The 22,538-nt window shown below is 62.0% G+C and carries 20 protein-coding genes and 2 pseudogenes; 11 read left to right on the top strand and 11 right to left on the bottom strand.

What is annotated here, in order from left to right; all coding sequences use genetic code 11:
• Positions 1 to 27: 27 nt before the first annotated feature.
• Together K3724_RS04760 and K3724_RS04755 are read right to left on the bottom strand one after the other, a co-directional pair.
• Complete coding sequence (locus K3724_RS04760) at positions 28 to 1,923, bottom strand: methyl-accepting chemotaxis protein (RefSeq protein ID WP_259990562.1); 1,896 nt, start codon at positions 1,921 to 1,923, stop codon at positions 28 to 30.
• A 699-nt stretch (positions 1,924 to 2,622) separates the two neighbouring features.
• The gene (locus K3724_RS04755; protein ID WP_259990560.1) at positions 2,623 to 2,979 is read right to left on the bottom strand and encodes a cytochrome C oxidase subunit I; all 357 of its coding nucleotides are present in this window, start codon (positions 2,977 to 2,979) and stop codon (positions 2,623 to 2,625) included.
• A 124-nt stretch (positions 2,980 to 3,103) separates the two neighbouring features.
• Between K3724_RS04755 and K3724_RS23810 the strand changes: the two genes are divergently transcribed.
• The 6 genes and pseudogenes from K3724_RS23810 (at position 3,104) to K3724_RS04725 (ending at position 7,588) form a co-directional block, all read left to right on the top strand.
• Positions 3,104 to 3,493 carry an RrF2 family transcriptional regulator gene (locus tag K3724_RS23810; RefSeq protein ID WP_409201401.1) on the top strand — a complete coding sequence of 130 codons (390 nt, stop codon included), beginning with the start codon at positions 3,104 to 3,106 and terminating at the stop codon, positions 3,491 to 3,493.
• Positions 3,490 to 4,110 (top strand): annotated as a pseudogene (locus K3724_RS04745) (IS3 family transposase); the annotation flags it as partial. The gene K3724_RS23810 and the pseudogene K3724_RS04745, both read left to right, overlap by 4 nt.
• Positions 4,111 to 4,145: 35 nt before the next feature.
• Positions 4,146 to 4,391, top strand: a pseudogene (locus tag K3724_RS04740) (tyrosine-type recombinase/integrase); the annotation flags it as partial.
• Between the two features lie 481 nt (positions 4,392 to 4,872).
• Complete coding sequence (locus K3724_RS04735; RefSeq protein WP_259990558.1) at positions 4,873 to 6,261, top strand: aminotransferase; 1,389 nt, start codon at positions 4,873 to 4,875, stop codon at positions 6,259 to 6,261.
• Positions 6,249 to 7,130, top strand: a complete 882-nt coding sequence (aguB, locus tag K3724_RS04730) for an N-carbamoylputrescine amidase (RefSeq protein WP_259990555.1) — start codon at positions 6,249 to 6,251, stop codon at positions 7,128 to 7,130. Before K3724_RS04735 ends, aguB begins: the two co-directional genes overlap by 13 nt.
• Positions 7,127 to 7,588 carry a GNAT family N-acetyltransferase gene (locus tag K3724_RS04725; RefSeq protein ID WP_259990553.1) on the top strand — a complete coding sequence of 154 codons (462 nt, stop codon included), beginning with the start codon at positions 7,127 to 7,129 and terminating at the stop codon, positions 7,586 to 7,588. The genes aguB and K3724_RS04725 overlap by 4 nt, the downstream gene beginning before the upstream one ends.
• A 37-nt stretch (positions 7,589 to 7,625) precedes the next feature.
• Here K3724_RS04725 and K3724_RS04720 read toward each other — a convergent pair whose 3' ends face one another.
• The 4 genes from K3724_RS04720 to K3724_RS04705 are packed head-to-tail and all read right to left on the bottom strand — an operon-like array spanning position 7,626 to position 12,355.
• Positions 7,626 to 8,738 (bottom strand): agmatine/peptidylarginine deiminase, encoded by a 1,113-nt coding sequence (locus tag K3724_RS04720; protein ID WP_259990551.1) that lies wholly within the window; start codon positions 8,736 to 8,738, stop codon positions 7,626 to 7,628.
• A 16-nt stretch (positions 8,739 to 8,754) separates the two neighbouring features.
• On the bottom strand, positions 8,755 to 9,684 hold the full coding sequence (locus K3724_RS04715) for an ABC transporter permease (RefSeq protein WP_259990550.1): 930 nt from the start codon (positions 9,682 to 9,684) through the stop codon (positions 8,755 to 8,757).
• Positions 9,681 to 10,688: an ABC transporter permease gene (locus tag K3724_RS04710; protein ID WP_259990548.1), complete on the bottom strand. Its 1,008-nt coding sequence runs from the start codon at positions 10,686 to 10,688 to the stop codon at positions 9,681 to 9,683. Before K3724_RS04710 ends, K3724_RS04715 begins: the two co-directional genes overlap by 4 nt.
• Positions 10,689 to 10,699: 11 nt before the next feature.
• Complete coding sequence (locus K3724_RS04705) at positions 10,700 to 12,355, bottom strand: ABC transporter substrate-binding protein (protein ID WP_259990546.1); 1,656 nt, start codon at positions 12,353 to 12,355, stop codon at positions 10,700 to 10,702.
• A gap of 216 nt (positions 12,356 to 12,571) precedes the next feature.
• Between K3724_RS04705 and K3724_RS04700 the strand changes: the two genes are divergently transcribed.
• Together K3724_RS04700 and K3724_RS04695 are read left to right on the top strand one after the other, a co-directional pair.
• Complete coding sequence (locus tag K3724_RS04700) at positions 12,572 to 13,561, top strand: ABC transporter ATP-binding protein (RefSeq protein ID WP_259990545.1); 990 nt, start codon at positions 12,572 to 12,574, stop codon at positions 13,559 to 13,561.
• Positions 13,558 to 14,601: an ABC transporter ATP-binding protein gene (locus K3724_RS04695; protein WP_259990543.1), complete on the top strand. Its 1,044-nt coding sequence runs from the start codon at positions 13,558 to 13,560 to the stop codon at positions 14,599 to 14,601. The genes K3724_RS04700 and K3724_RS04695 overlap by 4 nt, the downstream gene beginning before the upstream one ends.
• On the opposite strand, the gene K3724_RS04690 is transcribed toward K3724_RS04695, so the two are convergent.
• Entirely contained in the window at positions 14,598 to 15,479 is an 882-nt protein-coding gene (locus tag K3724_RS04690; protein WP_259990541.1) for a LysR substrate-binding domain-containing protein, read from the bottom strand. The two genes, K3724_RS04695 and K3724_RS04690, sit on opposite strands and share 4 nt — an antisense overlap.
• A gap of 100 nt (positions 15,480 to 15,579) precedes the next feature.
• Between K3724_RS04690 and K3724_RS04685 the strand changes: the two genes are divergently transcribed.
• From K3724_RS04685 to K3724_RS04675, 3 genes are read left to right on the top strand one after another with little or no spacing between them, the layout of a single operon-like run.
• On the top strand, positions 15,580 to 16,599 hold the full coding sequence (locus K3724_RS04685) for an agmatine/peptidylarginine deiminase (RefSeq protein ID WP_259990539.1): 1,020 nt from the start codon (positions 15,580 to 15,582) through the stop codon (positions 16,597 to 16,599).
• A complete protein-coding gene (locus K3724_RS04680; RefSeq protein ID WP_259990537.1) occupies positions 16,596 to 17,657 on the top strand; it encodes an agmatine/peptidylarginine deiminase in 1,062 nt (353 codons plus the stop codon). The genes K3724_RS04685 and K3724_RS04680 overlap by 4 nt, the downstream gene beginning before the upstream one ends.
• A 49-nt stretch (positions 17,658 to 17,706) precedes the next feature.
• Positions 17,707 to 18,588, top strand: a complete 882-nt coding sequence (locus K3724_RS04675; protein WP_259990536.1) for a helix-turn-helix transcriptional regulator — start codon at positions 17,707 to 17,709, stop codon at positions 18,586 to 18,588.
• A 2-nt stretch (positions 18,589 to 18,590) separates the two neighbouring features.
• On the opposite strand, the gene K3724_RS04670 is transcribed toward K3724_RS04675, so the two are convergent.
• Genes K3724_RS04670 through K3724_RS04655 form a run of 4 tightly spaced genes read right to left on the bottom strand, consistent with a single transcriptional unit; the run spans position 18,591 to position 22,313 of the window.
• Complete coding sequence (locus tag K3724_RS04670; protein WP_259990535.1) at positions 18,591 to 20,036, bottom strand: amidohydrolase; 1,446 nt, start codon at positions 20,034 to 20,036, stop codon at positions 18,591 to 18,593.
• Positions 19,994 to 20,266: a hypothetical protein gene (locus tag K3724_RS04665; protein ID WP_259990534.1), complete on the bottom strand. Its 273-nt coding sequence runs from the start codon at positions 20,264 to 20,266 to the stop codon at positions 19,994 to 19,996. The genes K3724_RS04670 and K3724_RS04665 overlap by 43 nt, the downstream gene beginning before the upstream one ends.
• Positions 20,263 to 21,060, bottom strand: a complete 798-nt coding sequence (locus K3724_RS04660; RefSeq protein ID WP_259990533.1) for a carbon-nitrogen hydrolase family protein — start codon at positions 21,058 to 21,060, stop codon at positions 20,263 to 20,265. The genes K3724_RS04665 and K3724_RS04660 overlap by 4 nt, the downstream gene beginning before the upstream one ends.
• A complete protein-coding gene (locus tag K3724_RS04655; RefSeq protein ID WP_259990532.1) occupies positions 21,057 to 22,313 on the bottom strand; it encodes a Zn-dependent hydrolase in 1,257 nt (418 codons plus the stop codon). Before K3724_RS04655 ends, K3724_RS04660 begins: the two co-directional genes overlap by 4 nt.
• Positions 22,314 to 22,538: the final 225 nt, after the last annotated feature.

The raw sequence follows: 22,538 nt of genomic DNA, 5'->3' as shown, positions 1-22,538 counted from the left end.
GTTTGTCTGTGAAGGTTGCCAGATGGATCAGAAATCCTGCCACATATTCTTGGCTGCGTTGCCGCTGGCCGCAGCAACAGGCTGCGCGGCGGGCTGCATGTCCCAGTCATCGTTGCCATGGGCGGACGGCACAGATGCCGGCGTGCTGGCCGCCTGGGCCGGAGCAGCTGCCACACGGCCGCCAGGGATTTTGAAGTGCGCCACCAGATCGGTCAGCTTGGAGGCATCGGTCTTCAGCAAATGGCCGGCGGCCGTCGCCTCTTCCACCATCGCCGCGTTCTGCTGGGTGACCTGATCCAGCTGAGTGACGCCGGTGTTGATCTCATTCAGGCCGGTGGACTGCTCCGCCGCGCCTTCTGCAATGCCGGAGACCAGCTGCGAAATATGGGTAACCTGGCTGACGATGCTTTGCAGCGCATCCCCCGCCTTGCCCACCAGATCCACACCGCGGGCCACCTGGCCGGAGCTGTCCGAGATCAGCGTCTTGATCTCCATCGCCGCGTCTGACGACCGCTGTGCCAGCGCCCGCACTTCAGACGCCACCACCGCAAAGCCGCGCCCTGCCTCGCCTGCGCGCGCCGCCTCGACACCCGCGTTCAGCGCCAGAAGGTTGGTTTGGAAGGCAATGTCGTCGATCACCGAGATAATCTGGCTGATCTTGTTGGAGCTTTCTTCGATCTCGGTCATCGCGGACACCGCGCTCTGCACCACTTCGCCGCTGGTGCGGGCCTCTTCCTTGGCCTCGTCCATGGTCGCTTCGACGCTGCGGGCGCCGTCGGCGGCGGATTTGACGCTTGCGGTCAGCTCATCCAGCGCAGCGGCGGTCTGTTCCAGCGTGGCGGCCTGGCTTTCGGTGCGGTGCGACAGGTCATCCGAAGCCTGGCTGATTTCTGCAGCACCGCTGCGGATGCTGGCGGCCGCGGCAATCACTTGCTCGACCGTGGCGCTGAGGTTCTGCGCGGTGGTGTTGAAATCCTGGCGCAGCTGCTCGTAATTCTCAGGGAAAACCTCGGTGATCTGCGCGGTCAGGTCCCCCTGCGACAGGGCTGACAGTTTGCCGCTGAGCACGGCCACAACATTGCTGCGCTTTTCATTGCGCAGCTGCTCGGCCTTCTCCAGATCTTTCTGACGGATCAGTGCCTGGCGGAACACATCGAGGCTTTGGGCAATCTCTCCCATTTCGCTGCGCGCATTGGCACAGGGGATTTCACTGCCGGTGTCGCCATCGGCCAAGGTCTGCATGCGGGACTTGAGACCGTTCAGCGGTCCGGTGACACTGCGGGTGATGAAATAGGCGGCAATCGACAGCGTCACCAGGCTGATGCCCAGAATGATCAGCGCCTCATTGCGCATCAGCGCCACGTCCGACTCGATATCCGAGACATAGGCGCCGGTGCCGACAATCCAGCCCCAGGGTTCATAGGCCTGCACATAGCCGATCTTGGCTTCGATCACGTCGGAATCAGGTTTCTTAAAGTAATATGTAAGCTCCCCTGCCCCATTAGCTGCGGCGATTTTCTCCAGCTCCTGGAACACTTTGATGCCGGTCACATCCTCGTAGGCGCCCTGATTGGTGCCATTCCAAGCGGGCACCGTCGGATGCGCCTGCACCACCAGATCATGGTCGAAGACAAAAACATAACCTGCATCGCCGAAACGCAAGGCGGTGAGCCGCTCTCGGCCGATGTCCCGGGCCTCCTGCTCGGTGAAGCGGCCGGATTTCACACCTTCTTCCAGATCGCGCAGCAGGCTGACTGCGGTGTCTGTGACGTTGTGCAGCTCGGTATAGCGCATTTCATAGGCGTTTTTGACGGATTGTGACAGCAGCAGGAAAGTCAGCACAGCCGTCAGACTGAGAGCCAGCGCCGCCAGCGCATAGATACGAACAGGCAGACGGTACAGAAAATCGGGGAGTCGGAGCATTAGTGCGGAACCTTCATTACGTGCATATTGCCTGTGGGTTTAAGCTGCACTCTCTAACAATTTCCTAGCCGGATGCAGCTTTCCGCCGCATTTCGCAAAGTTCATGCCGCAATGCGCCAACGATGCTCTGGGCTGTCACCCGCCAGCGCCTGCCCTGCGGCTGCATCCCGGCCTCTGTACGCGCCAAAGGTGAGGCAGCAGGCCACAGCGGCGCGGCGAGCCTTGATTTCGGAGGTGCGGATGGTTCCGGACAGTGTGGCGTCCGAAGGCCATCAGCTTGACCTTATTGGCGAATTGGCCGGGATCATGCCCTTTGGAAACGGTAGTTGCGGGAGCAGTCAACCGCCGTTGCTTACCGGCACTCTCAGAAACCGTTCAAACGCATCACTACGCCCTGTGATAAAGAATTTTGCTGCCCGTTTTTCGGACCCCGTGCGCGACGTTTGAATGATGTGCGGCATTTTGGCCACGGATATTGCGGGCTTTGATGAGCCTGCGCCGCACCTTGCGGGGCCCGGCAGCCTTCGCGCCTCTGCTACGCGCGCTTTCGGGCCGGGCGCCATGGCCAGAATGCGTTTGACCTCATTCCGGCTCTGCACAAGCGGCACCTTCACCGGTTCCTTGAAGCGGAAAACCTCCGCGGCCGGGTTATCCCGCCGCAGGGTACCCAGCCGCAACGGGTTCAGATGCAGTGCTCCTTTATTCCTCCACCGCTACAACTTCGAATTCCTTGACCAAGTCCTGATGGGCCACTCCGCAATACTCCATACTCAGGAGCTGGTAGCCGCCGGGCTCCTCAAACGTATAGGTGACCCGGGTGGTGCAACCGGGGATCGCCTGCACCTGGGTCAGCAGTGTCAAGCTGCTGTCATGGATGCCCATGCCGTCGGTGACGTCCCCGGTTGCCACGTTGAAATTGACCAGCGTGCCGACCGGGATCTCGGTGGCATCGATATCCCACCGCCACTGACCGCCGCTGACGTTCACTTCCATCGCATTCCGGGTGCTGGCCAGTTCATACGGCCAGCAGCGCAAAGAGCCAACGGAAACGATCACACCAAGGACCGTTTTTGCCCAGATCAGCCCTGTGCGCTTGCTGTTGGAATTCGGGCCGGGTCCATCGCCCGTGCCGCCCAACAGAAGACAGCTGAAAGCACCGCCCTCAGGATCAGCGGGATCAATGGAACAACTGGCTGCATGTGCCACTTCTCTTAATGAGTATTCTGAACGCCCATTACTGGGAGGCGGCGGTACGCCTCTACAAAACACGCCTTTCCAATGCATATTAATTATGGGAAGAACACTTATGCAGATATCAAGGTTCTCAGATTACGCCCTGCGCATCCTGATCCACCTCGCCACGCATGAGGAAGGATTGATGTCGACCCGCGAGATCGCGGCGATGCAGAAACTGCCTTTCAATCACTTGGCCAAGATTTCTCAATGGCTGACCCATGAGGCGTATGTGGACTCAGTGCGAGGCCGGAACGGAGGCATGCGTTTGGCACTGCTGAGAGACGCAGGCTGGCCCCTCTCGGCGTTGAAAACACCGCCTGCCGGCAGCGGGTGAACGATAAACGTTTCGAACGTCTATGGCGGCGAGAGGGGCTAAAGGTTCCAATGAAGCAACCCAAGAAGGGACGGCTCTGGCTCAACGACGGATCATGTGTCCGGCTGCGGCCGGAGGATCGCAATCACGTTTGGTCCTACGACTTCGTGCATCACCGGACAGATGATGGCAGGGCGTTCAGAACATTGAACATCCTGGACTAACACAGCCGGGAGTGTCTTGCGGTCCGGGTGAAGCGAAAGCTGAACTCGACCGAGGTCATCGACGCGCTGACGGACCTGTTCATATTGCGTGGTGTCCCAGCGTATATCCGATCTGACAACGGCCCAGAGTTCATCGCGGAGGCTGTCAGGGGTTGGATCAAAGCTGTCGGGGCCAAAACTGCGTTCATTGAACCAGGGTCACCTTGGGAGAATGGCTATTGCGAAAGCTTCAACGGGCGAATGCGCGACGAGCTGCTGAACGGGGGAGTTTTCTACTCGCTGCGTGAGGCGCAAATTATCATCGAAAGCTGAAGGAAACACTACAATACCAAAAGCCCCCACAGTGCTCTGGGCTACCGCCCACCGGCTCCAGAGGCCATCGTCTCGATGGACCAAAGGCCAACCATGCACTGACTTCAAATTTGGACCACTCAAGTGGGGCTGCTCACCCTCATCTCTCAACTCGCCAAAATGGCCGGCTTGTGCGGGATTGGGTGGCGGCGATTGGGCTGGAACCCAGTGGATACGGCACCCATTCGCAGCGCAGAACCAAAGCAGTGGAGATATACCGGAAAACCGGAAATCTCAGAGCGGTTCAACTATTGCTCGGACACACAAAGGTTGACAGCACTGTCAGATACCTTGGTGCCGAACTTGAAGATGCGCTGAGCATCGCCGAGCAAATCGACATTTGAATCACGTTGGCGGGCGGCACGTGCCGTTCGCCGATCCGGACCGGACCTGCGTTCGCGCCGCAGCAGCGGGCCGGGTCGAGCCCGTTTTACCAAATGCTGCGCAGCGCATTAACTGGTGCGAAGCACGCGAAGCCGACGTTGTCCGCGGTAAGATCGGCACTATTTCCTGATTGCCGCCTACCTCAATCCTGCAGTGCGGCCCGGTAAAGCTCCAGTTCGTCTCAGACGCTGCATCTATCCTGCACGACCAGGATTAACAGCTTCATCTTTCGAAGCTTCCGGACACTCTCAATCCAGAAATACCGCATGGCACGGGTTATCAGGCAGAGGCATGGTGGACCGGCGTGACATTGGTGATGGCCATGTTCCTTGGATGGCAACCGGGTTGCCAATACCCACTGCGGGGGACTGTGCCCGGAAGACAACCTGGAAGAAGCTGGAACCCAGCAATGAAAACCCCGCCACATTCAGGAGAGCCCAGATGAGTGTTCCCGAACCGCAGACCGCATGGGCACAGGACCGTGCCCATCTTCTGCACCCCTACACGGATTTTGCCGCCTTTGCCGAAGAGGGCAGCCATGTCATCGAGCGTGCCCAGGGCATGCATGTCATCGATACCGAGGGCAACCGGCTGCTGGACGGCATTGCCGGGCTGTGGTGCGTGAACATCGGCCATGGCCGCGAGGAGATGGCCGAGACCATCGCCAAACAGGTAATGGACATGCAGTATTACAACCCGTTCGGGCACAGCACCAATGTGCCGGCGGCCCAGCTGGGCGCCAAGCTGGCGGAGCTGGCGCCGGGGGATCTGAACCACATCTATTACACTTGCGGCGGCTCCACCGCCAATGATGCCGCGGTCCGGCTGGTCCACTATTACTTTGATATGAAGGGCCAGCACCGGAAGAAAAAGATCATCTCCCGGCAGAACGGTTATCACGGCGCAACCTATGTGGCGGCCTCGCTCACCGGCATCCATGGCACCAAATACGGCTTCGACCGGATTGGTGAGGAGTTCATCAGCCACGTTTCCGAAGCCAATCTCTATGCCAAGCCGGAGGGCTGGAGCGATGCGGACTATTGCGACCACTTGGTGCGCGAGTTCGAAGCCCGCATTCAGCAGCTGGGCCCGGACAATGTGGCCGCTTTCATCGCCGAACCGATCATGGGCGCCGGCGGTGTGCTGGTTGCGCCCGCGGGCTACCACAAGCGCATGTATGAGGTCTGCAAGCGCCACGGCATGCTCTACATTGCTGATGAGGTGGTTACCGGTTTTGGCCGCCTGGGGGAGTGGTTCACCTCGGAAACGCTGTATGGTTATACGCCTGACATCCTGGTCTGCGCCAAGGGGCTGACCTCGGGTTATATCCCGCTGGGGGCAACGCTGATCTCGGATGAAATTTACGGCACCATCGCCAAGCCGCAGTGTGAGGGCGGGGTGTTCTCGATGGGGCTGACCTATTTCGGGCATCCCGTGGCCTGCGCCGCGGCGCTCAAGAATATCGAGATCATCGAGCGCGAAGGCATTCTGGATCATGTGCGGACCGTTGGCCGCTATTTTCAGGAAAGCGCCCAGTCATTGCTCAACCTGCCGATTGTGGGCGATGTGCGCGGCAGCCATCTGATGCTGGGCATCGATCTGGTTGCCGACAAGGCAAGCAAGGCCCCGCTCGATCTGTCCGAGCAAGCAGCCGGTAAGGTGTTCAAGGGCTGCATGGAGCGTGGCGTCATCGTGCGCCCGGTTGGCGACCGGCTCGTCCTGTCGCCGCCGCTGATCATCAGCAAGGAGCAATGCGATGAGCTGATCGGAGCTGTTGCCGGCTCAATCAAGGACTTCATCGAGCCAGGAGTGAATGCATGCGACAGATAACGCTTGCTGCAACCCAGATGGCCTGCAGCTGGGACATCGACGAAAACATCGCCAAGGCTGAGGCGCTGGTGACCAATGCCGCCGAAGCAGGGGCCCGGGTTATCCTGCTGCAGGAGCTGTTCGAAACGCCCTATTTCTGTCTCGAACAGTCACTAGACCACCTGCAGCTCGCCCGGCCGCTCGAGCAAAGCCGGGTGGTGTTGCATTTTGCGTTTCTGGCCCGGAAACTGGGAGTGGTGCTGCCAATCTCCTATTACGAGGAGGCAGGGCTGGCGCGCTACAACTCGCTGGCCATCGCCGATGCTGACGGGACGATCCTGAGCAACTACCGCAAGATCCACATCCCGCAGGCACCGGGGTACGAGGAGAAGTTCTATTTCTCGCCGGGCGACAGCGGCTTTCAGGTGGTTGAAACCCGCTTTGGCCGGATCGGCTGCGGCATCTGCTGGGACCAGTGGTTCCCGGAAACCGCCCGCTGCCTGGCGCTGCAGGGGGCTGAGGTGCTGCTGTTCCCGACCGCCATCGGCACCGAGCCGAACAACCCCGAATTGGACAGCAGCGGCCATTGGCGGCGCACGATGCAGGGCCACGCCGCGGCAAACATGATCCCGGTGGTGGCGTCCAACCGCGTGGGCAGCGAACAGGAGGGCGAAACCACCGGCGTCTTTTACGGTACCTCCTTCATCGCGGGCTTTACTGGAGAGATTCTGACGGACGCCAACCGCACGGAGGAAACCTTCATCACGGCAGCTGTCGACCTGGATGCCGCCGCGCGTTACCGCAGCGCCTGGGGGGTGTTCCGGGACCGCAGGCCGCATATGTACGGCACCCTGCGCACCTTGGACGGCAAAACAGGAACTATGCGATGACAAAAATGCTGACGATCCGGGTGATTGAACAACGCGACCGTGAAAGCTGGGACCGGCTGTGGAGCGGCTATCTCACTTTTTACAAGGCTACGCTGCCGGCGGCCATCTATGACAGCAGCTTTTCAAGACTGCTGTCGGCGGATGCGCGGGAGTACCGCGGTCTGATTGCCGAACTGAATGGCGAAGCCGTTGGACTCGCCCATTATTTGCTGCACCGCGACATGTGGTCGGTGGAGGATACCTGCTACCTGCAGGACTTGTTTGTCGATCCGCAGGCGCGTGGAGCCGGCGCCGGGCGGGCTTTGATCGATGAAGTGGCAAGACGGGCCAAAGCCGAAGGTGCTTCTGACCTCTATTGGCACACGCAGGAATTCAATCACACGGCACGCAGACTCTACGATCAGATGGCCACGCTGACGCCTTTCGTGAAATACGACAAGCCCCTCTCCCGCAACTGAAAAAGGGGCCAAGCAATTGGCCCCTTCTTTTTTGCTCTCAAACCGCAGGCACCTGCTGGGTGATACAATGCACCCCGCCGCCGCCGCCGCCGATCATACGGCCTGAAACGCCTACGACGCGCCGGCCCGGGAAGGCCTCGCGCAGGATAGCGAGCGGCTGGTCATCCTCGCCTTTCCTGCCAGACACCGGAACGATGACAGCGCCATTGCAGATGTAAAAGTTCATGTGAACAACGTCATAGCTGGTCAGCGGGATTTCAAGGATCTCAAAGCGCCGCCCGCGGATGTCGGTTTCCTGCTGCAGGATGTGCTTGGCATCCTGAGTGATTCGGTAGTTAGGGTCGGAGCGGTCATCGGTGGTATGCAGCAGCACGACGCCCGGCGCGGCAAAGGCTGCCATGCCGTCCACGTGCCCGTCGGTGATCGGGTCCGGGGTGAGGCCGCGGGGCAGCCAGATCACCTTCTGCACGCCCAGACCGGCTTTAAGCTCTTCTTCCACCTGGGCTTTGCTCCAGCCAGGATTACGGTTCTTGTGCAGCAGGCATTCCTCGGTTGTCAGCAGGGTGCCTTGCCCGTCCACCGCCACTGCGCCGCCTTCCAGCACCAGATCGGACGTGTACATTGGCAGGCCAAGCTGTGCCGCAAACCGGCCTTTTGCCAGCGTGTCGTGTTTGTAGGGCGGGAACTTGCGGCCCCAGCCGTTGAAAGTGTAGCCGGTGATCCGGCGCACGCCTAGCGCGTTCTGCACAATCATCGGCCCGCTGTCGCGCGACCAGGCATCGTTCAGCGGCATTTCGATCAGGGTGATCTCCGAGGACAGCAGTTTCCTTGCCGCCGCCATGTCGCGCCGCCGCACCGCCATAGTGACCGGTTCATACTCCGCAAGGGTATTGGCCACGTCCGCCCATTCCTTGCGGGCTGCGTTCAGCTGGTTCGGGTACCAGTTCTGCGGCGGCGGAAACTGCATCAGCGTTTGCGCGTGCTTCTTCCATTCGGCGGGGAAGGCAAAGCCGTCCGCGGCCGCGCTGCCGGGAATGATTTCGGCCCCGGTCTTGGCGTAGTTCACGGACCGGGCGGCGGCGGCAGGGCCTGCTGTCAGCGCGCCAGAGAGCGCTGCCGCCCCGGAGGCGAGAAAGTTGCGTCGGTTCATATCGGGATTTCCTATTTTAAATGCCGGCTTCGGACGCGCCGAGTGACGGATCGAGGTGGTCGCGCAAGCTGTCGCCCAGCAGGTTGAAGCCGATTGCAACCAGGGCAATTGCCCCGCCGGGAAAGACCGCCAGCCACCAGGAAGCCGGCTGGTGAGTGAGGCTGTCAAAGATCATCGCGCCCCATTCCGGCGTTGGCGGCTGCGCACCCAGCCCAAGGAACGACAGTCCGGATGCCGCCAGGATCACAAATCCGACGTCAGTTGTGGCCTGGACGATCACCAAGGGCCAGACCATCGGCAGCAGGTCCGAGAAGATCAGCCGCAGGTGCGAGGCGCCCATGCAGCGGGCGGCGGCAATGAACTCCTGCTCTTTCAGCGACAGGATGCGGCTGCGGATCAACCGGGCGTACCAGGGCCAGAACACTGCTGACAGGGCAATGGTGGTCGACAGCATCCCGCCGCCAAAGCTGGCGGCAATTGCCGCCGCCAGGATCAGCGCAGGGAATGCCAGGAAAAGGTCGGTCACCCGCATCAGGATCTCATCCGCCAGCCCGCCGGCATAGCCCGCAATCAGCCCGAAGCTGGTGCCGATCACCGCGGCAACCGTCAGCACGGCAAAGGACACCGACAGCGAGATCCAGGACCCGGCCACCACCCGCGCCAGCATGTCCCGGCCGATCTTGTCGGTGCCCATCCAATGCTCCGCCGAGGGCGGATCAAGCCGCGCCCGGATGTTCATCTTCAGCGGATCAAAGGCGGTGATATGCGTGTCCATCACGTAGGCACCGAAGGCCAGGATCGAAATCGTCACAACCAGGGTGACGATTGCCACCGCCAGAGCAGCCTGGCCCGATGATCCGGCAAAACCGGCAACCGGGCGGATGATGCGGCCCAGGGTTTTTGGCAGGCGGGTGCGTGACGGGGGCAAGGAGGTTTCGGCGCTCATGTCAGATCCACCCGCGGGTCGAGGAAGGAATAGCTCAGATCAACCAGGAAGTTGATCAGGGTATAGGCCATCGACACCACCAGGGTGATGGCCATGATGGCGTTATAGTCGGAGGCGGAGATGGCATTGGCGGTGTAGCGGCCCAGCCCCGGCCAGTCGAAGATCAGCTCGATGAACACGGCGCCGGAAATCAGCAGCCCGGTGTTCAGCCCGAAGATGGTGACGATCGGCAGCAGCGCATTGCCAAGCGCATGTTTGAAATAGACCCGGACCGGCGAAATCCCCTTGGCGCGCGCGGTGCGGATGAAATCCTGCGACAGCACCTCCAGAAGCGAGGTCCGCACCACCCTGATAGTGATCGCCATCGACGGGATCGCCAGCACAGCAACCGGCAGGATCATATGGTGCAGCGCGTCGGTGAACAGGTCGAACCGGCCCGCAATCAGGCTGTCGATGGTCATGAAACCGGTGACAAACTCGGGCGCTGCAATCCCAGTGCCAAGCCGCCCGCCAAAGGGCACCAGCCCCAGGGTGGCAAAGAAGATCATCTGAAAGACCAGCGCGATCCAGAAGTCGGGCACCGACAGGCCCAGAACCGCCACGCTACGCACGCCGGCATCCGCGGGCCGGCCGCTTTTGACCGCGGCCAAAGTGCCCAGCAGCACCCCCAGCACCAATGAGATCAGCCCCGCCGCAATGACGAGTTCCAGCGTTGCAGGGAAAAAGGCCTGGATGTCCTCGGAGATCGGCCGCCGGGTAACAACCGAGCGCCCGAAATCGCCGTTCAGGACATTGCCCACATAGGCCGCGAATTGCGTGGTGACCGGGTCATCCAGGCCAAGCCGCTCGCGCACCGCGGCCACCGCCTCGGCATTGGCACGGGCGCCGGCGATCAGGCGCGCAGGATCACCCGGCAGCAGCCGGGCGAGCGCAAAGGTCATCAGCACAACACCTGTCATCAGCACCAGGGTGGCTGCCGTACGCCTGAGAATGAAACGCAGCATTCAGACACCCCTCATGACGTGCGCGACAGGTTGTACATATCAAGCGTCGCCACATAGACCGGGTTGTTCTCCACCCCGGCAATGTCGCTGCGCGATACAAACTGCGACCGCTCCTGCAGAATGGGCAGCCAGGCCGGGTCTTCATTTGTCAATATGCCGGCAAGGCGCTGGAACTTGGCCGCCATTTCGTCATTTATCACCTGATTGCGCAGCTCGTCGATCAGCGCCGTCGCCTCGGCGTTGCCGTAACGCCCGGTATTGCCGTCGAAGGTTGCCGCATCGCCGCTGAACAGCCCCCAGGCAAAGCTGTAGGGATGATCCACATTCGGCCACCAGGAGAAATAGAACAGGTCCGGGCGCTCCTCGGCGCTGCCCTCACCAAAGAACACGTCGAGATAGGCGGAGAAGGACATTTCCTGCAGTTTTAGGCTGATGCCGATCTCGGACAGCCAGGCTTGCAGCAATTGGGCTTCGATGTCCCCGAAACCGGAGTAATAGGCCATCGTCAGCTCGGTGCCTCCGGCAATCCCGGCCTCACCCAGCAGCGCGCGGGCCTTGTCCAGGTCAAACGGCAGCAGGCGGTCCTGGCCGTCCATGCCCTGCATCAGCGATGGAAACACCGAGGTAGGTTTATCAGCGGTGCCCAGCGCCACTTCCTCGATATAGGTGTTATGGTCAAAGGCGTGGCAGAGCGCCTGGCGGGCGCGCGGGTCGGCCAGTTTTCCATCGGTGGCAAAAGCCACATATTGCACGGTGAAGGTTGGTGTATCGCTTACCGCAAACCGCGGATCATCGCGCAGCACCACCATATCCTCGGGTTCCATTGCCAGGGTCATATCGGCTTCGCCGGTTTCCAGCAGCTGGCGGCGGGTGGCGGAGACCGGAATGGTCTTGGTGATCACCCGGTTGAAATGCGGATGGTCCCAGCCGCCGCGGAAATCTGTATTGGCGGCAAAGGTTGCATCCTGACCGGGGTTGAGGCTTTCCAGCATGTAAGGACCGGTGCCCACCGGATTGGTCTGCAGGTATTGCGACCCCATGTCATCATCGCCCTTGGAATGCGCCTCGGCCGCGGTGGGGCTGGCGATCCAGAAGCCGTATTGCGAGGACACCTGACGGTCGAAGAACGGGCGCGGCTCGCCCAGGTCAAAGCGGATGGTTTTGGCATCCACCACCACGATCTGGCTGTCCGGGTCATCCAACTGCCAGGTGCCGGCCAGCCCGGCGGGATGCAGCACCAGACGGGTGACCGCTTTTTTCACCGCTGCGGCATCGCAGGGAGTGCCATCGTGGAACATCACCCGCTCGGCCAGGGTAAAGGTCCAGCTGCTGGCGTCTTCGCTGGCCTCCCAGGAGGTCGCCAGCGCCGGCGCCGCCTTCAGCGTATCGGTGCCGTCCAGCACGGTCAGCGTTTCATAGACCGGGCGCAGCCCATAGGCCCATTCGATATTGGTCGCCGGGTCTAGGTTTTCGACCGTTGCATCCACCAGCACCACCAGGGCATTGGGATCGCGGGCGCCAAGGCTGGGCGGACTCGCAGAACCGGCAGCCCAGGCCACCGTACCCGGCGCCGCCGCCAACGCGGCAAAGGCACAGCTGCCGGCCAGAAAGGACCGGCGCGGCAGATGGAATTGCGGTGTGTTCGGGCGTTTGCGCGGATGGCTCATGTTCAGCTCCCTATGTTGTCAGGAAATCTGCGCCTCGGCCAATCAGGGAGCCGCTTACCGTTTCCTTGCTCTTAAACTCCCAAAATAGGGCTGTTCCTGTCGATACCACCTATGGGGCACAGCCACCTGAAGCGGATGGGCTATAGTAATTTGCAATGCCCCGGTTCTCTCTGTGTGCCGGGGGACACCCTGGCAAAAAAGGATGTTGCGCGCGCCATGGCACTATTGGACGTCACGGATCTGAAAGTAAGCATCAAGGCAGGCGATCGGACGGCAGCAATTGTCGCCCCCCTTAGTCTGCGCCTTGCAAGGGGCAAATGCCTGGGCATTGTGGGGGAAAGCGGCTCCGGCAAAAGCACTGCGGCGATGGCCATTATGGGGCTGCTGGCAGGTGGGCCTTTACAGGTCTCCGGGCAGATCCTTTTCGATGGCGCCGATCTGGCACAGCTCTCCGCAGCGGAGTTCCGCAAACTGCAGGGCACCGGCATTGCGATGATCTTCCAGGACCCGATGAGCAGCCTGAACCCGGTGATGCGGATCGGCGATCAGATTGTGGAATGCCTGCAGGCGCACCGGCGCCTGACCAGAGCCGAGGCCCGCCGCAAGGCCATCGAGGCGCTGGCACGGGTCGGAATGCCGGACCCCGAAGGCATGATGGCCCGCTATCCGCATCAGTTGAGCGGCGGCCAGCGCCAGCGCGTCATGATCGCCATGGCCATTGTCTTTGAGCCCAAGCTGCTGATCGCAGACGAGCCGACCACCGCGCTTGATCTGACGATCCAGGCGCAGATCCTGCAGCTCCTCAAAAAACTCTCACAGGATCTGAACATGGCGCTGGTGCTGATCACCCACGATCTGGGAGTGGTCGCCGGAATGGCCGATGAGGTGATCGTGCTTTATTCGGGGCGCGGCGTGGAGCGCGGACCCTCCGCTGAGGTACTGGAAAACCCGCAGCATCCCTATACGCAAGGATTGCTGGGGGCGCATCCGTCAATGGACGGCGAGCACGCCCGGCTGACGCCCATTCCAGGAACCCCGCCGGCGATCTGGCAGCGGCCCTCGGGCTGCGCTTTCCGCGACCGCTGCCCGGCAGCATTTGACACCTGCGCCCTGGTTGAACCGCACCCCGTTGCAATGCCGCAGCAGGCGCATAAGGTCGCCTGCCTGCTGCACGCCAACCCTTTGCAGGCAAAGGAAACCGCATGAGGCCGACACCGCCCCCCGCGCTTGAGATCAGCAATCTTGCCGTCGAATTCCGTGCCTCCGGCAGCCGGGCGCTGTTTGAGAAACCCGCAACTTTCAAGGCGCTCAGCGATGTAAACCTGGAGATCCGGCAGGGCGAAGTGCTGGGCCTGATTGGTGAATCCGGCAGCGGCAAGACCACGCTGGGCAAGGCCATCGTCGGCCTCACCGGAACCTCTGCAGGCGGCATTCAAGTCAACGGGCAGCATATTGATCCTTCCTGCTCACCGGAGCGGCTCACTCTCGCGCGGCGGGTTCAGATGGTGTTCCAGGATCCCTATGCCTCGCTGCATCCCAGAAAGACCATCGGACGCATTCTGTCGGAACCGTTCAGAATCCAGAAAACCGCCTCGGGCCCTGAGCTCCAGTCCCGCGTCCGGGCGCTGCTGCGGCGCGTCGGGCTGAGCCCGGACCATGCGGCGCGCTATCCCCAGCAGTTCAGCGGTGGTCAGCGCCAGCGCATCGCCATCGCAAGGGCGATTGCCAATGATCCGCCGGTAATCATCGCAGACGAGCCAGTCAGTGCCCTGGATGTATCGGTGCAGGCGCAGATCCTGAATCTGCTGGACGATTTGCGCGCCGAACAGAACATGGCGATGCTGTTTATCAGCCATGATTTGTCGGTGGTGCGGCACCTGTGCCAGCGTATTGCGGTGATGTATCTGGGCCGGATTGTCGAGATCGGTCCGTCAAAACAGATGACCGCCGCCCCTGCGCATCCCTATACAACGGCCCTGTTGTCGGCGGCGCCGCGGGTCAAGGCCAGGAACCGGGCGCAGGCCGCGCCGATTGTGCTGTCCGGAGACGTCCCGTCGCATGCCGCCATCCCCGCCGGCTGCCCCTTCCACACCCGCTGCTGGCTGTATGAGCAGAAGGGCTGCCCGGCCCGCTGCCGGACCGAAGTGCCGCAGCTGGACACGCGGGCGGGTGGACGCCAGTCGGCCTGCTTTTTCCCGGATGAGGCGGCCAGACCGGCACCGCCCCCTGCGGCAGCCTGCCGCTAACTGCCACCGGTTTCCGCCAGCATCCAATCCCATAACGCCCGGACCGCAGTGCGCTTCAGATTGCGTTCCAGGGTCACAAGGCGGTATTGGCCGCCGCCGCGCAGACTGACTGGACTTAGCACCTGCAGCTTGCCCGCGCGCACCAGCGGCTGCGCCAGCGTCCTGTCGCACAGGCACATCCCCAGCCCGCGCGTGGCGGCATCAACTGCCAGCCCGGTATCGGAGAAGTTCAGCCCCTTGGCGCAATCCGCCCGCTCCAGCCCGGCGGCCAGGAACCAGCTCTGCCAGTCATCGGGGTGTTCGTCATGGATCAGGGGGGCCTCGCCCATGCGGTTCTGAAAATCCGCCGCCAGACCGGGGCCCGCCAGCGCAATGCGTTCCTCGCGCAAGAAAGGCGCCGCGGCAAAGCCTTCGCCGGCCGGTGCCTCTGTTGTCAGCGTGATGTCAAATTCGGATTCGGTGAGATCGACGTCGTGGCTGCCGGTATAAAGCCAAGGGTCCACATCGGGATGGCTGCCGCGCAACCGCGTCAGCCGGGGCGCCAGCCAGAGCGCCCCGAAAGCAGGCGGCATGTGGATGACCACCGAACCGGGCTTGGAATAGGCGTCCAGCCGCCGTACCCCCAGCCGCACCGTCTCCAGCGCCTCCTGGGCAGAGACCATCAGGTCGCGGCCGGCGTCAGTCAGTTCCACCCGCCGGCTGATGCGCAGGAACAGCGGTTGCTGCAGATGAGTCTCCAGCGTCCGGATCTGATGCGACACTGCCGATTGCGTCATGTTCAGCTCTTCCGCCGCCAGCGAGAAGCTGCCGAGCCGGGCCGCAGCTTCGAACCCGATCAGGGCGCCCAGCGGCGGTAAGGGGCGATAGGGGTTATTCATTAAAATCTCTCATCCTAACCCGTAGAATTCCGCGTTTGTGCATTACATATGCTCACATTTAGACTGTTCGGACAACATTTCCTGCATGATGGAGCCCTCCATGTCCGACCAGCAAACACCAAAATCCGCGGGCTTCCGCATGCCCGCTGAATGGGCGCCGCACCTGCGCACCTGGATGATGTGGCCGACGCGGGAAGGGTTCTGGCCCGATATGGAAGAGACCCGCCGCAACTACGCCGCCGTGGCCCGCGCCATCCGCGAATTCGAACCGCTGACCATGCTGGTCCGCCCCGAAGATGCGGCGGAAGCAAAGTCGCTGCTGGGGTCTGATATCGACGTCCTTACCAGCCCGATCGACGATAGCTGGGCGCGCGATGCCGGACCCTGTTTTCTGACCGATGGCAAGGGTGGCCGCGCCGGCGTGTCCTTTGGCTTCAACGCCTGGGGCGGCAAATACCAGCCGTTTGATGGCGATAATGACGCTGCGGATGCGATTCTGAACGCCGCCGGTGTGCCTATCTTCCACTCCGGTCTGATCGCCGAAGGCGGCGGCGTCTCTGTCGATGGCGAAGGCACCATCCTGACCACCGAGAGCTGCTTTCCCAATGCCAACCGCAATCCCGGCTGGAACCGCGACCGGATCGAGGAAGAGCTGAAAGCCATGCTCGGCGGTGACAAGGTGATCTGGCTGCCCGGCAACGTGGAAGAAACCGAAACCGACGGCCATGTCGACGGCATCGCAACCTTTGTCGCGCCGGGCGTGGTGCTGATCGAGGCGGAAGGCCCGGCAGATCACGACTGGCACGCTATCAATCTGGCCAATATCAGCGCGATGGAAGACCAGACCGACGCCAAGGGCCGCAGCCTCAGGCTGGTGAAGATCCCCGATGCCGCCAGCGCGGTCTCGGACGACCCGCGGTTCTGCCGCTCCTACGTCAATTCCTACATCTGCAACGGCGGTGTGGTGATGCCGGAGTATGGAATCCGCGAAGACGGGCTGGTGCGCGAAACCTTCGAAGAACTCTTCCCCGGCCGCCGGGTGGCGCAAGTGCCAATCCCTGCCATCGCCATTGGCGGCGGCGGCATCCATTGTATTACCCAGCAGGAGCCCGCAGCATGAACATGCTTACCTCAACAGACCTGACCGCAGCCCTTGCCAGCGGCAAAAGCCCCGGAGAACTGGGCTTTGTCATGCCGATCGAAACTGCGCATCATACCGCCTGCTGGATGGCCTGGCCTTGGGACGGCCACGAAGACAACTGGGGCAGCGGCCTGGCTGCCGCGCAGGAGAACTTTGTGCGGGTCGCAACTGCGATCTTAAGGTTTGAGCCGGTCCGGGTGGCCGCGCACCCCGATCACGCAAGCATTGCGCGCCGTCTGCTGCCGCCTCAAGCCGATGTCGTACCGCTGGCGCAGAATGACCACTGGTTCCGCGACACCGGCCCGCTGTTCGTGAACGATGGCAACGGGCGGACCATCGGGTCCAATCTGATTTTCAACTGCTGGGGCGAAAAGTTTCCGGACTACGAGCTTGATGCAGGCATCGGTGCCGCACTGGTACGCCACCTAAAGCTGCCGCTGTTCCAGTCCCCCTTGACTGGCGAAGGCGGCGGCTTGCATGTGGACGGCCGCGGCACCGTCATCACGACGGAGACCTGCTTTCTCAATCCCAACCGCAATCCGGGCATGACCAAGGCGGATGTGGAACGCGAACTGTTCCATACCATCGGCGCCCGCAAGGTCATCTGGCTGCCCGGCGACGAGGAGGAATGGATCACCGACGGCCACATCGACGGTATGCTGACCTTCACTGCGCCGGGCAAGCTGCTGTTCGAACGCAACCCGGACCCGGCAAACCCGCGCCACAGGGTCTGTGAGGAAAACCTGAAAGCCCTGCGCGGCCAGACCGATGCCGATGGCCGGGAGATCGAGATCGGGCTGATCGACGAGGCCTATATGGTCGAACCCGAAACCGACACGACGGCCCTGTCTTATGTGAACGCCTATATCGCAAACGGCGGCGTGGTGGTCCCATCGTTCGGAACGCCCACTGATGCGGCAGCGCAGGAAATCTTCGCCAAGGCTTTCCCCAACCGCGAGATCCTGGCGGTGGATATGCGCGGGATCTGCCATGCCGGCGGCGGCATCCACTGCATGACACAGCAGCAGCCGGCCTAGATGCCAACAGGTGGTCAAGAATTTTCTGATATGAACGTTGGGAAACACGATGTTTGACGCAAGGACGATGATGCAAAGCTCCAACAGAACTGGTGAGTCAGGCAGCCTTGCAGGCCTTGCACGGGCCATCGAGCTTGCCGGGCAGGACGGGTTCCTGGCCGCCCTCGCAGACCTGTGCCAATCGGCATCAGGATATGACAGCACCTTCATTGCAGCCTTTTTCCCGGATCACCCGCCGATGGAGCTGTTCGACAACCTGTCGGATGAATACAGCGCCGCGACGATCAAGCCCTATCTGGATTTCGCCTATTTCCTCGACCCTTTTTACAATCTCTTCCAGCAGGGGATCGGGGACCGCGTGGTCACGCTTGGCGAATGCGCGCCTGATGATTTCATGTCGTCAGAATACTACCAGACCTTCTATGCAGAAACCGGTCTGTTTGACGAAACCAGCGTGTTCGTCGCCTTCGGGAACGGCGCCGCCGCGGTGATCTCGCTGGGCAGCAGGGAGGAAAGCTTCCAGTTTGGTCCGGATCAAAGGGCCGCGCTTGCCGGGCTGCTGCCCTGCATTGCGGCGCTGTGCCGCCGCCATTGGCCTGCGCTGGACCCCAATTCTCTGGCCGGCAGCGGCCGCATGGGGCTGCATCTGAAAAAGTCCTTTGACCGGTTCGCCACCTCGCTGCTGAGCGGGCGTGAGGTCGAAATCGTGCAGCTGATCCTGAAGGGGCATTCCTCGAAGTCGATTGCACGCGAGCTGGGCAACAGCCCGGAAACGGTCAAGGTCCACCGCAAGCGTATTCACAACAAGCTGGGTATCACCTCGCAGGGCGAACTTTTCTCGCTGTTTCTTGAGGCCTTGACCCGGGCACCAGCCAATGCAACCGGTGACCCGCTCAGCTACCTCGACAGGCCGGTGAGCGGGCAGCTCTGAGTTCATTCGGCGAACAGCCCCGCGTCATCAAAGACCGCTTCGCCCTGCAGCAGGGTCGCCTCAATGGCAACGCTGCTGATCTGGTTGGTCGGGATCTTCAGGATGTCTTTACTGAGCACCGCCAGATCCGCGAATTTGCCAACCTCGATGGAGCCGGTCCGGTCCGCGTGGCGCAGGGAAATGGCCGGGTTGATCGTCATCGCTGCGATGGCCGTGGCGACATCGGGCAGGCCGTTGTGCCTGCGGCTGACCGCCGTTTCGATCTTGATCAGCGGATTCAGTTCATCCGCGTCCCAGTCACTTGACAGCGCAACTGTCGCTCCGGCTTCCAGCAGTGCCCCGGCAGGCAGCAGCCGATCGGTGCGGTCGCCGATGAACTCAGCCATGAAGGCCTTGTAGTCCCCGGCGACCGCGCTGGGTGCCAGCTGCAAATCGGCAATGACGCCAAGCTCGGCAAAGCGGGGGTAATCGGCGGGGTCGGCAAGGTAAAGATGGGTCAGCCGATGCGGTCCAGATTCCGGCGCGGCCTGGGCAATCGCGTCCAGCGCCAGCCGCGCGCCGTAGTCCCCGGTCACATGGAAATGCAGCTGAAAGCCAGTTGCGGCAAGTTCCCGCGCGGCGCGCATCAGTTCGTCTTTCTCGAAATAGAGATACCCGTATTCCTCGCCGTCCTGCAGGTCCAGCCCTGCTTCATAAGGTTCCAGCAAGGCGCCTGTGGCCTGACTCAGAATGCCGTCGACATAGATCTTGGCGACGTTGAAGCGCACCAGCCGGTCCGGGTCGTTGTGGTAGAGGGTCTTGATCTCCACGATTTGCGCGTCCAATGGCCGGTCGGGATAGATGTAAAAGGCGTTCGAGGCCCGCAGGGGCAGCTCACCTGCTTCCTCGGCCCAATCCCACACTTTGTGGTGGCCCTGCGGCCAATATCCGCCTGCGTCACTGATCGAAGTGATCCCGTTGGCATTCAGTTCTGCTGCCGCGTTCAGCAGGCTGTCAAAGGCAAAGTCCAAGTTCTCCTGAGTTGGCGGGAAGGCAAGTGTGCGCAGGTTGTGCGGTGCGTTTTCCAGCACCACCCCGTTGGGCCGCCCATCATCCCCGCGCAGGATGATATTGCCGTTGGCCGCATCCTCGGCCGTGTCATATCCCGCTGCCTGCAGCGCCAGGGAATTGGCCCAGGCGCCATGGCCGATGTCGTCGAGGATCATCACCGGGCGGTCCGGCGAGATTTCGTCAAGCACCGTAACCGGGTTGCTGTGCAATTCCAGCAGGCTGACCATATTCACTCCGGCCCCCAGCACCCAGGCGCCGGTCTCGCCGTTTTCGGCGCAGTCCCGTACCGTGGCCCTGTAGCCCGCAAGCGTGTCGAAGGCTTCGAACGGGCAGAGAACCGCATTCACCCCGGCCTCTACCGCATGCAGGTGGATGTCCTGGAACCCCGGCAGCACCATGCGCCGCCCAGATCCACAATCTCCGAGTCTTCACCTGCGGCAGCCAGTACCTCAGCCTCGCTGCCAACGGCGGTAATGATGCCGTCTTCATCGATGGCAAGCGCCTCGGCCCAGCTGCGCGCCTCATCCACCGTGTAAATGGCAGCGTTGGTCAGCACCAGCCTGTCCGCATTTGCGGCACCGCCTGCCAAAAGGGCCCACCCCGCCGCAACCGCGCAGAGATGTTTCATGTCGCACCTTTCTGTTTCTTTATTTTGTCAAACACATACCGGGGATAGGTGGACTTTGCATCCCGTGCGGCACCGGCGCTGACTGAGACCGTGGCATAGGGCTGCTCCTCGGTGGTCACCGCGAGAAGTTCCCCGTCCGGATCCACCGCCACGGAACGCCCCTCAAAAGCAAAACTTCCTGCCGGATAGGCGAAATTCGAAGACAGGACATAACAGCCGGTCCGCACCGCCAAGGCACGGGCGCCGGAGACCCAGATATCGCTGCCCAGATCCGGCGTTGCGCGGGGCACCAGAAGCACTTCTGCCCCCGCCTGCGACAGGCGGCAGCCATGCGCCGGGTCCCAAAGCTCGGTGCAGATGGCAAAACCGATCCGCAGCCCGTTCCAATCCAGCGGCGCCGATTGCTGCGCACCCGCTCCATACCAGCGGCTCTCCCAATAACCGTCTTCCTCCGGCAGGGCCGCTTTCTCGTGCCGCACGTCGGCGAACCGGCTGTCCTGCCACAGGAAAGCACGGTTTCTGGGCTGGCCGCCTGCATTCAGGACCGGCCGTGATCCCGCCAAACCCGTTCCCAGCTGCTCACCCAGTTCATCCAGACCGCTCTCGTGGTCATGGACAGACTGGTCCCACAGCGCCGCGTCACGTTCCGGACTGATGGCCAGCCAATCGCTCAGCGGCATTTCCGGCAGCAGCACAAGTTCGCTCTGCTCTGCCGCCGCATGGGCGGCCAATGCGTCCGCTTGCGCCGCCCTTGCCTGCGGCCGCGGATCCCAATCGGCAATGGTGATCCTCATGCCGTGCCCCCCGCCAATGCCCGCACACCCGCTGCCTGCAGCGCAACATCCAGCAGCACGTTTGCGCCGGCCTCGACATGCTCAGGTGCCGTGTATTCCCGCGCGTTGTGGCTGATGCCATCACGGCAGGGCACAAAGATCATCGTTGCGGGTGCCAGTTTGGCAAGATGGAACGCATCATGCCCGGCTCCGGAGACCATGTCCCGGGAGGGATAGCCCCGCGCTGCAGCACCGGTTCGCACCGCCTCAATCAATTGCGCATCGAATGACACCGCGGGCGAGTGCCAGATCTGCTCAAGACGAATATCCACGCCCTCGGCCGCGGTATTCAATCGTGCAATACCCTCGGCCAACGCGCCATGCATGTGCTCCAGCGCGGCCTCACCGGGATGACGCAAATCGACCGACAGGCAAACCTGACCTGGCATTACGTTGATCGAACCCGGCAGCGTTTCGATTTTTCCGATGGTTGCGCGGGCATCGGGATCCGTCAGGCCGCTCCGGTAAACAAGCTCCGTCACTGCTGCCAGATGCCGCACTGGATCGCGCCGCATCGCCATGGGCATCGGACCTGCGTGGGTCTCTTCGCCGCTCAGTGTCAGGGTATACCAGCGGATTGCCTGTCCGCCGGTGACGACGCCGATGGTCTTCTCCTCCTGCTCAAGGACCGGCCCCTGCTCGATATGCAGTTCCAGATAGCTGCCGGTTGCGCGGTTTCCCGGCTCCATACCGCTATCGTAGCCAAATCGTTTGAGTTCCCGCGCAACCGGGACGCCGGATGCGTCGGCCGCCGCCAGTGCCTCTGCAAGGGGATGCACACCGCAATGAACGCCCGAGCCCATCATGGCGGGCTGAAACCGGGCGCCTTCCTCGTTGGTCCACACGGCAACTTCTACCGGCGTCTCTGTTGCAATGCCAAGATCTTCAAGCGTTTCCAGCACTTCCAATCCGGCCAGCACCCCCAGCACGCCGTCGAACCGGCCGCCATTGGGCTGCGTGTCCAGATGGCTGCCGATGACAACCGGAGGCGCTGCCGGGTTCCGGCCCGCACGGCGGACGAACAGGTTGCCGATCTTGTCAAAGACCGGTGCAAAGCCGCGGTTTTTGCACCATGCAAGAAACAATTCGCGGCCGTCCTCGTCATCCTGGCTGAGCGACAGCCGGTGCGAACCGCCGTTTGTTGTGGAACCGATTTCGGCCATGTCCATTAGCCGGGACCAAAGCCGGGTTCCGTCTACCGAGTAACCTGTCATCGAACGCTCCTTCAAAACCTCGCGAAATACCCGCATGATCCCCGCCGCGGCAGCTTCCCGGTAGTCCCCCATCTGTGGGACTGGCGAACCGCCTCCGGTATCGTGGTGCTTTAGGTGCCGCTTTTGGCAGTCCTCTTCAGGCTGACAGCGATTGCACGCGCAGGTGGCATCGAAAGCCGATTGGCACTGGACATACGGGTTGTCCGGAAACTGCGGCGTAGTGAA

This window comes from Leisingera sp. M658 (genome assembly GCF_025144145.1).
Classification (GTDB): Bacteria; Pseudomonadota; Alphaproteobacteria; order Rhodobacterales; family Rhodobacteraceae; genus Leisingera.
Note: the sequence above shows the minus strand (reverse complement) of the source record. Positions and strands in the feature narration are given on the sequence as shown.

Bases quoted from the DNA above. Each gene is read 5' to 3' on its own strand.
- K3724_RS04760 (WP_259990562.1), bottom strand. From the start codon at position 1,923: ATGCTCCGACTCCCCGATTTTCTGTACCGTCTGCCTGTTCGTATCTAT.
- K3724_RS23810 (WP_409201401.1), top strand. From the start codon at position 3,104: ATGGAACAACTGGCTGCATGTGCCACTTCTCTTAATGAGTATTCTGAA.
- K3724_RS04735 (WP_259990558.1), top strand. From the start codon at position 4,873: ATGAGTGTTCCCGAACCGCAGACCGCATGGGCACAGGACCGTGCCCAT.
- aguB (WP_259990555.1), top strand. From the start codon at position 6,249: ATGCGACAGATAACGCTTGCTGCAACCCAGATGGCCTGCAGCTGGGAC.
- K3724_RS04725 (WP_259990553.1), top strand. From the start codon at position 7,127: ATGACAAAAATGCTGACGATCCGGGTGATTGAACAACGCGACCGTGAA.
- K3724_RS04720 (WP_259990551.1), bottom strand. From the start codon at position 8,738: ATGAACCGACGCAACTTTCTCGCCTCCGGGGCGGCAGCGCTCTCTGGC.
- K3724_RS04715 (WP_259990550.1), bottom strand. From the start codon at position 9,684: ATGAGCGCCGAAACCTCCTTGCCCCCGTCACGCACCCGCCTGCCAAAA.
- K3724_RS04710 (WP_259990548.1), bottom strand. From the start codon at position 10,688: ATGCTGCGTTTCATTCTCAGGCGTACGGCAGCCACCCTGGTGCTGATG.
- K3724_RS04705 (WP_259990546.1), bottom strand. From the start codon at position 12,355: ATGAGCCATCCGCGCAAACGCCCGAACACACCGCAATTCCATCTGCCG.
- K3724_RS04700 (WP_259990545.1), top strand. From the start codon at position 12,572: ATGGCACTATTGGACGTCACGGATCTGAAAGTAAGCATCAAGGCAGGC.
- K3724_RS04695 (WP_259990543.1), top strand. From the start codon at position 13,558: ATGAGGCCGACACCGCCCCCCGCGCTTGAGATCAGCAATCTTGCCGTC.
- K3724_RS04690 (WP_259990541.1), bottom strand. From the start codon at position 15,479: ATGAATAACCCCTATCGCCCCTTACCGCCGCTGGGCGCCCTGATCGGG.
- K3724_RS04685 (WP_259990539.1), top strand. From the start codon at position 15,580: ATGTCCGACCAGCAAACACCAAAATCCGCGGGCTTCCGCATGCCCGCT.
- K3724_RS04680 (WP_259990537.1), top strand. From the start codon at position 16,596: ATGAACATGCTTACCTCAACAGACCTGACCGCAGCCCTTGCCAGCGGC.
- K3724_RS04675 (WP_259990536.1), top strand. From the start codon at position 17,707: ATGTTTGACGCAAGGACGATGATGCAAAGCTCCAACAGAACTGGTGAG.
- K3724_RS04670 (WP_259990535.1), bottom strand. From the start codon at position 20,036: ATGGTGCTGCCGGGGTTCCAGGACATCCACCTGCATGCGGTAGAGGCC.
- K3724_RS04665 (WP_259990534.1), bottom strand. From the start codon at position 20,266: ATGAAACATCTCTGCGCGGTTGCGGCGGGGTGGGCCCTTTTGGCAGGC.
- K3724_RS04660 (WP_259990533.1), bottom strand. From the start codon at position 21,060: ATGAGGATCACCATTGCCGATTGGGATCCGCGGCCGCAGGCAAGGGCG.
- K3724_RS04655 (WP_259990532.1), bottom strand. From the start codon at position 22,313: ATGACAGGTTACTCGGTAGACGGAACCCGGCTTTGGTCCCGGCTAATG.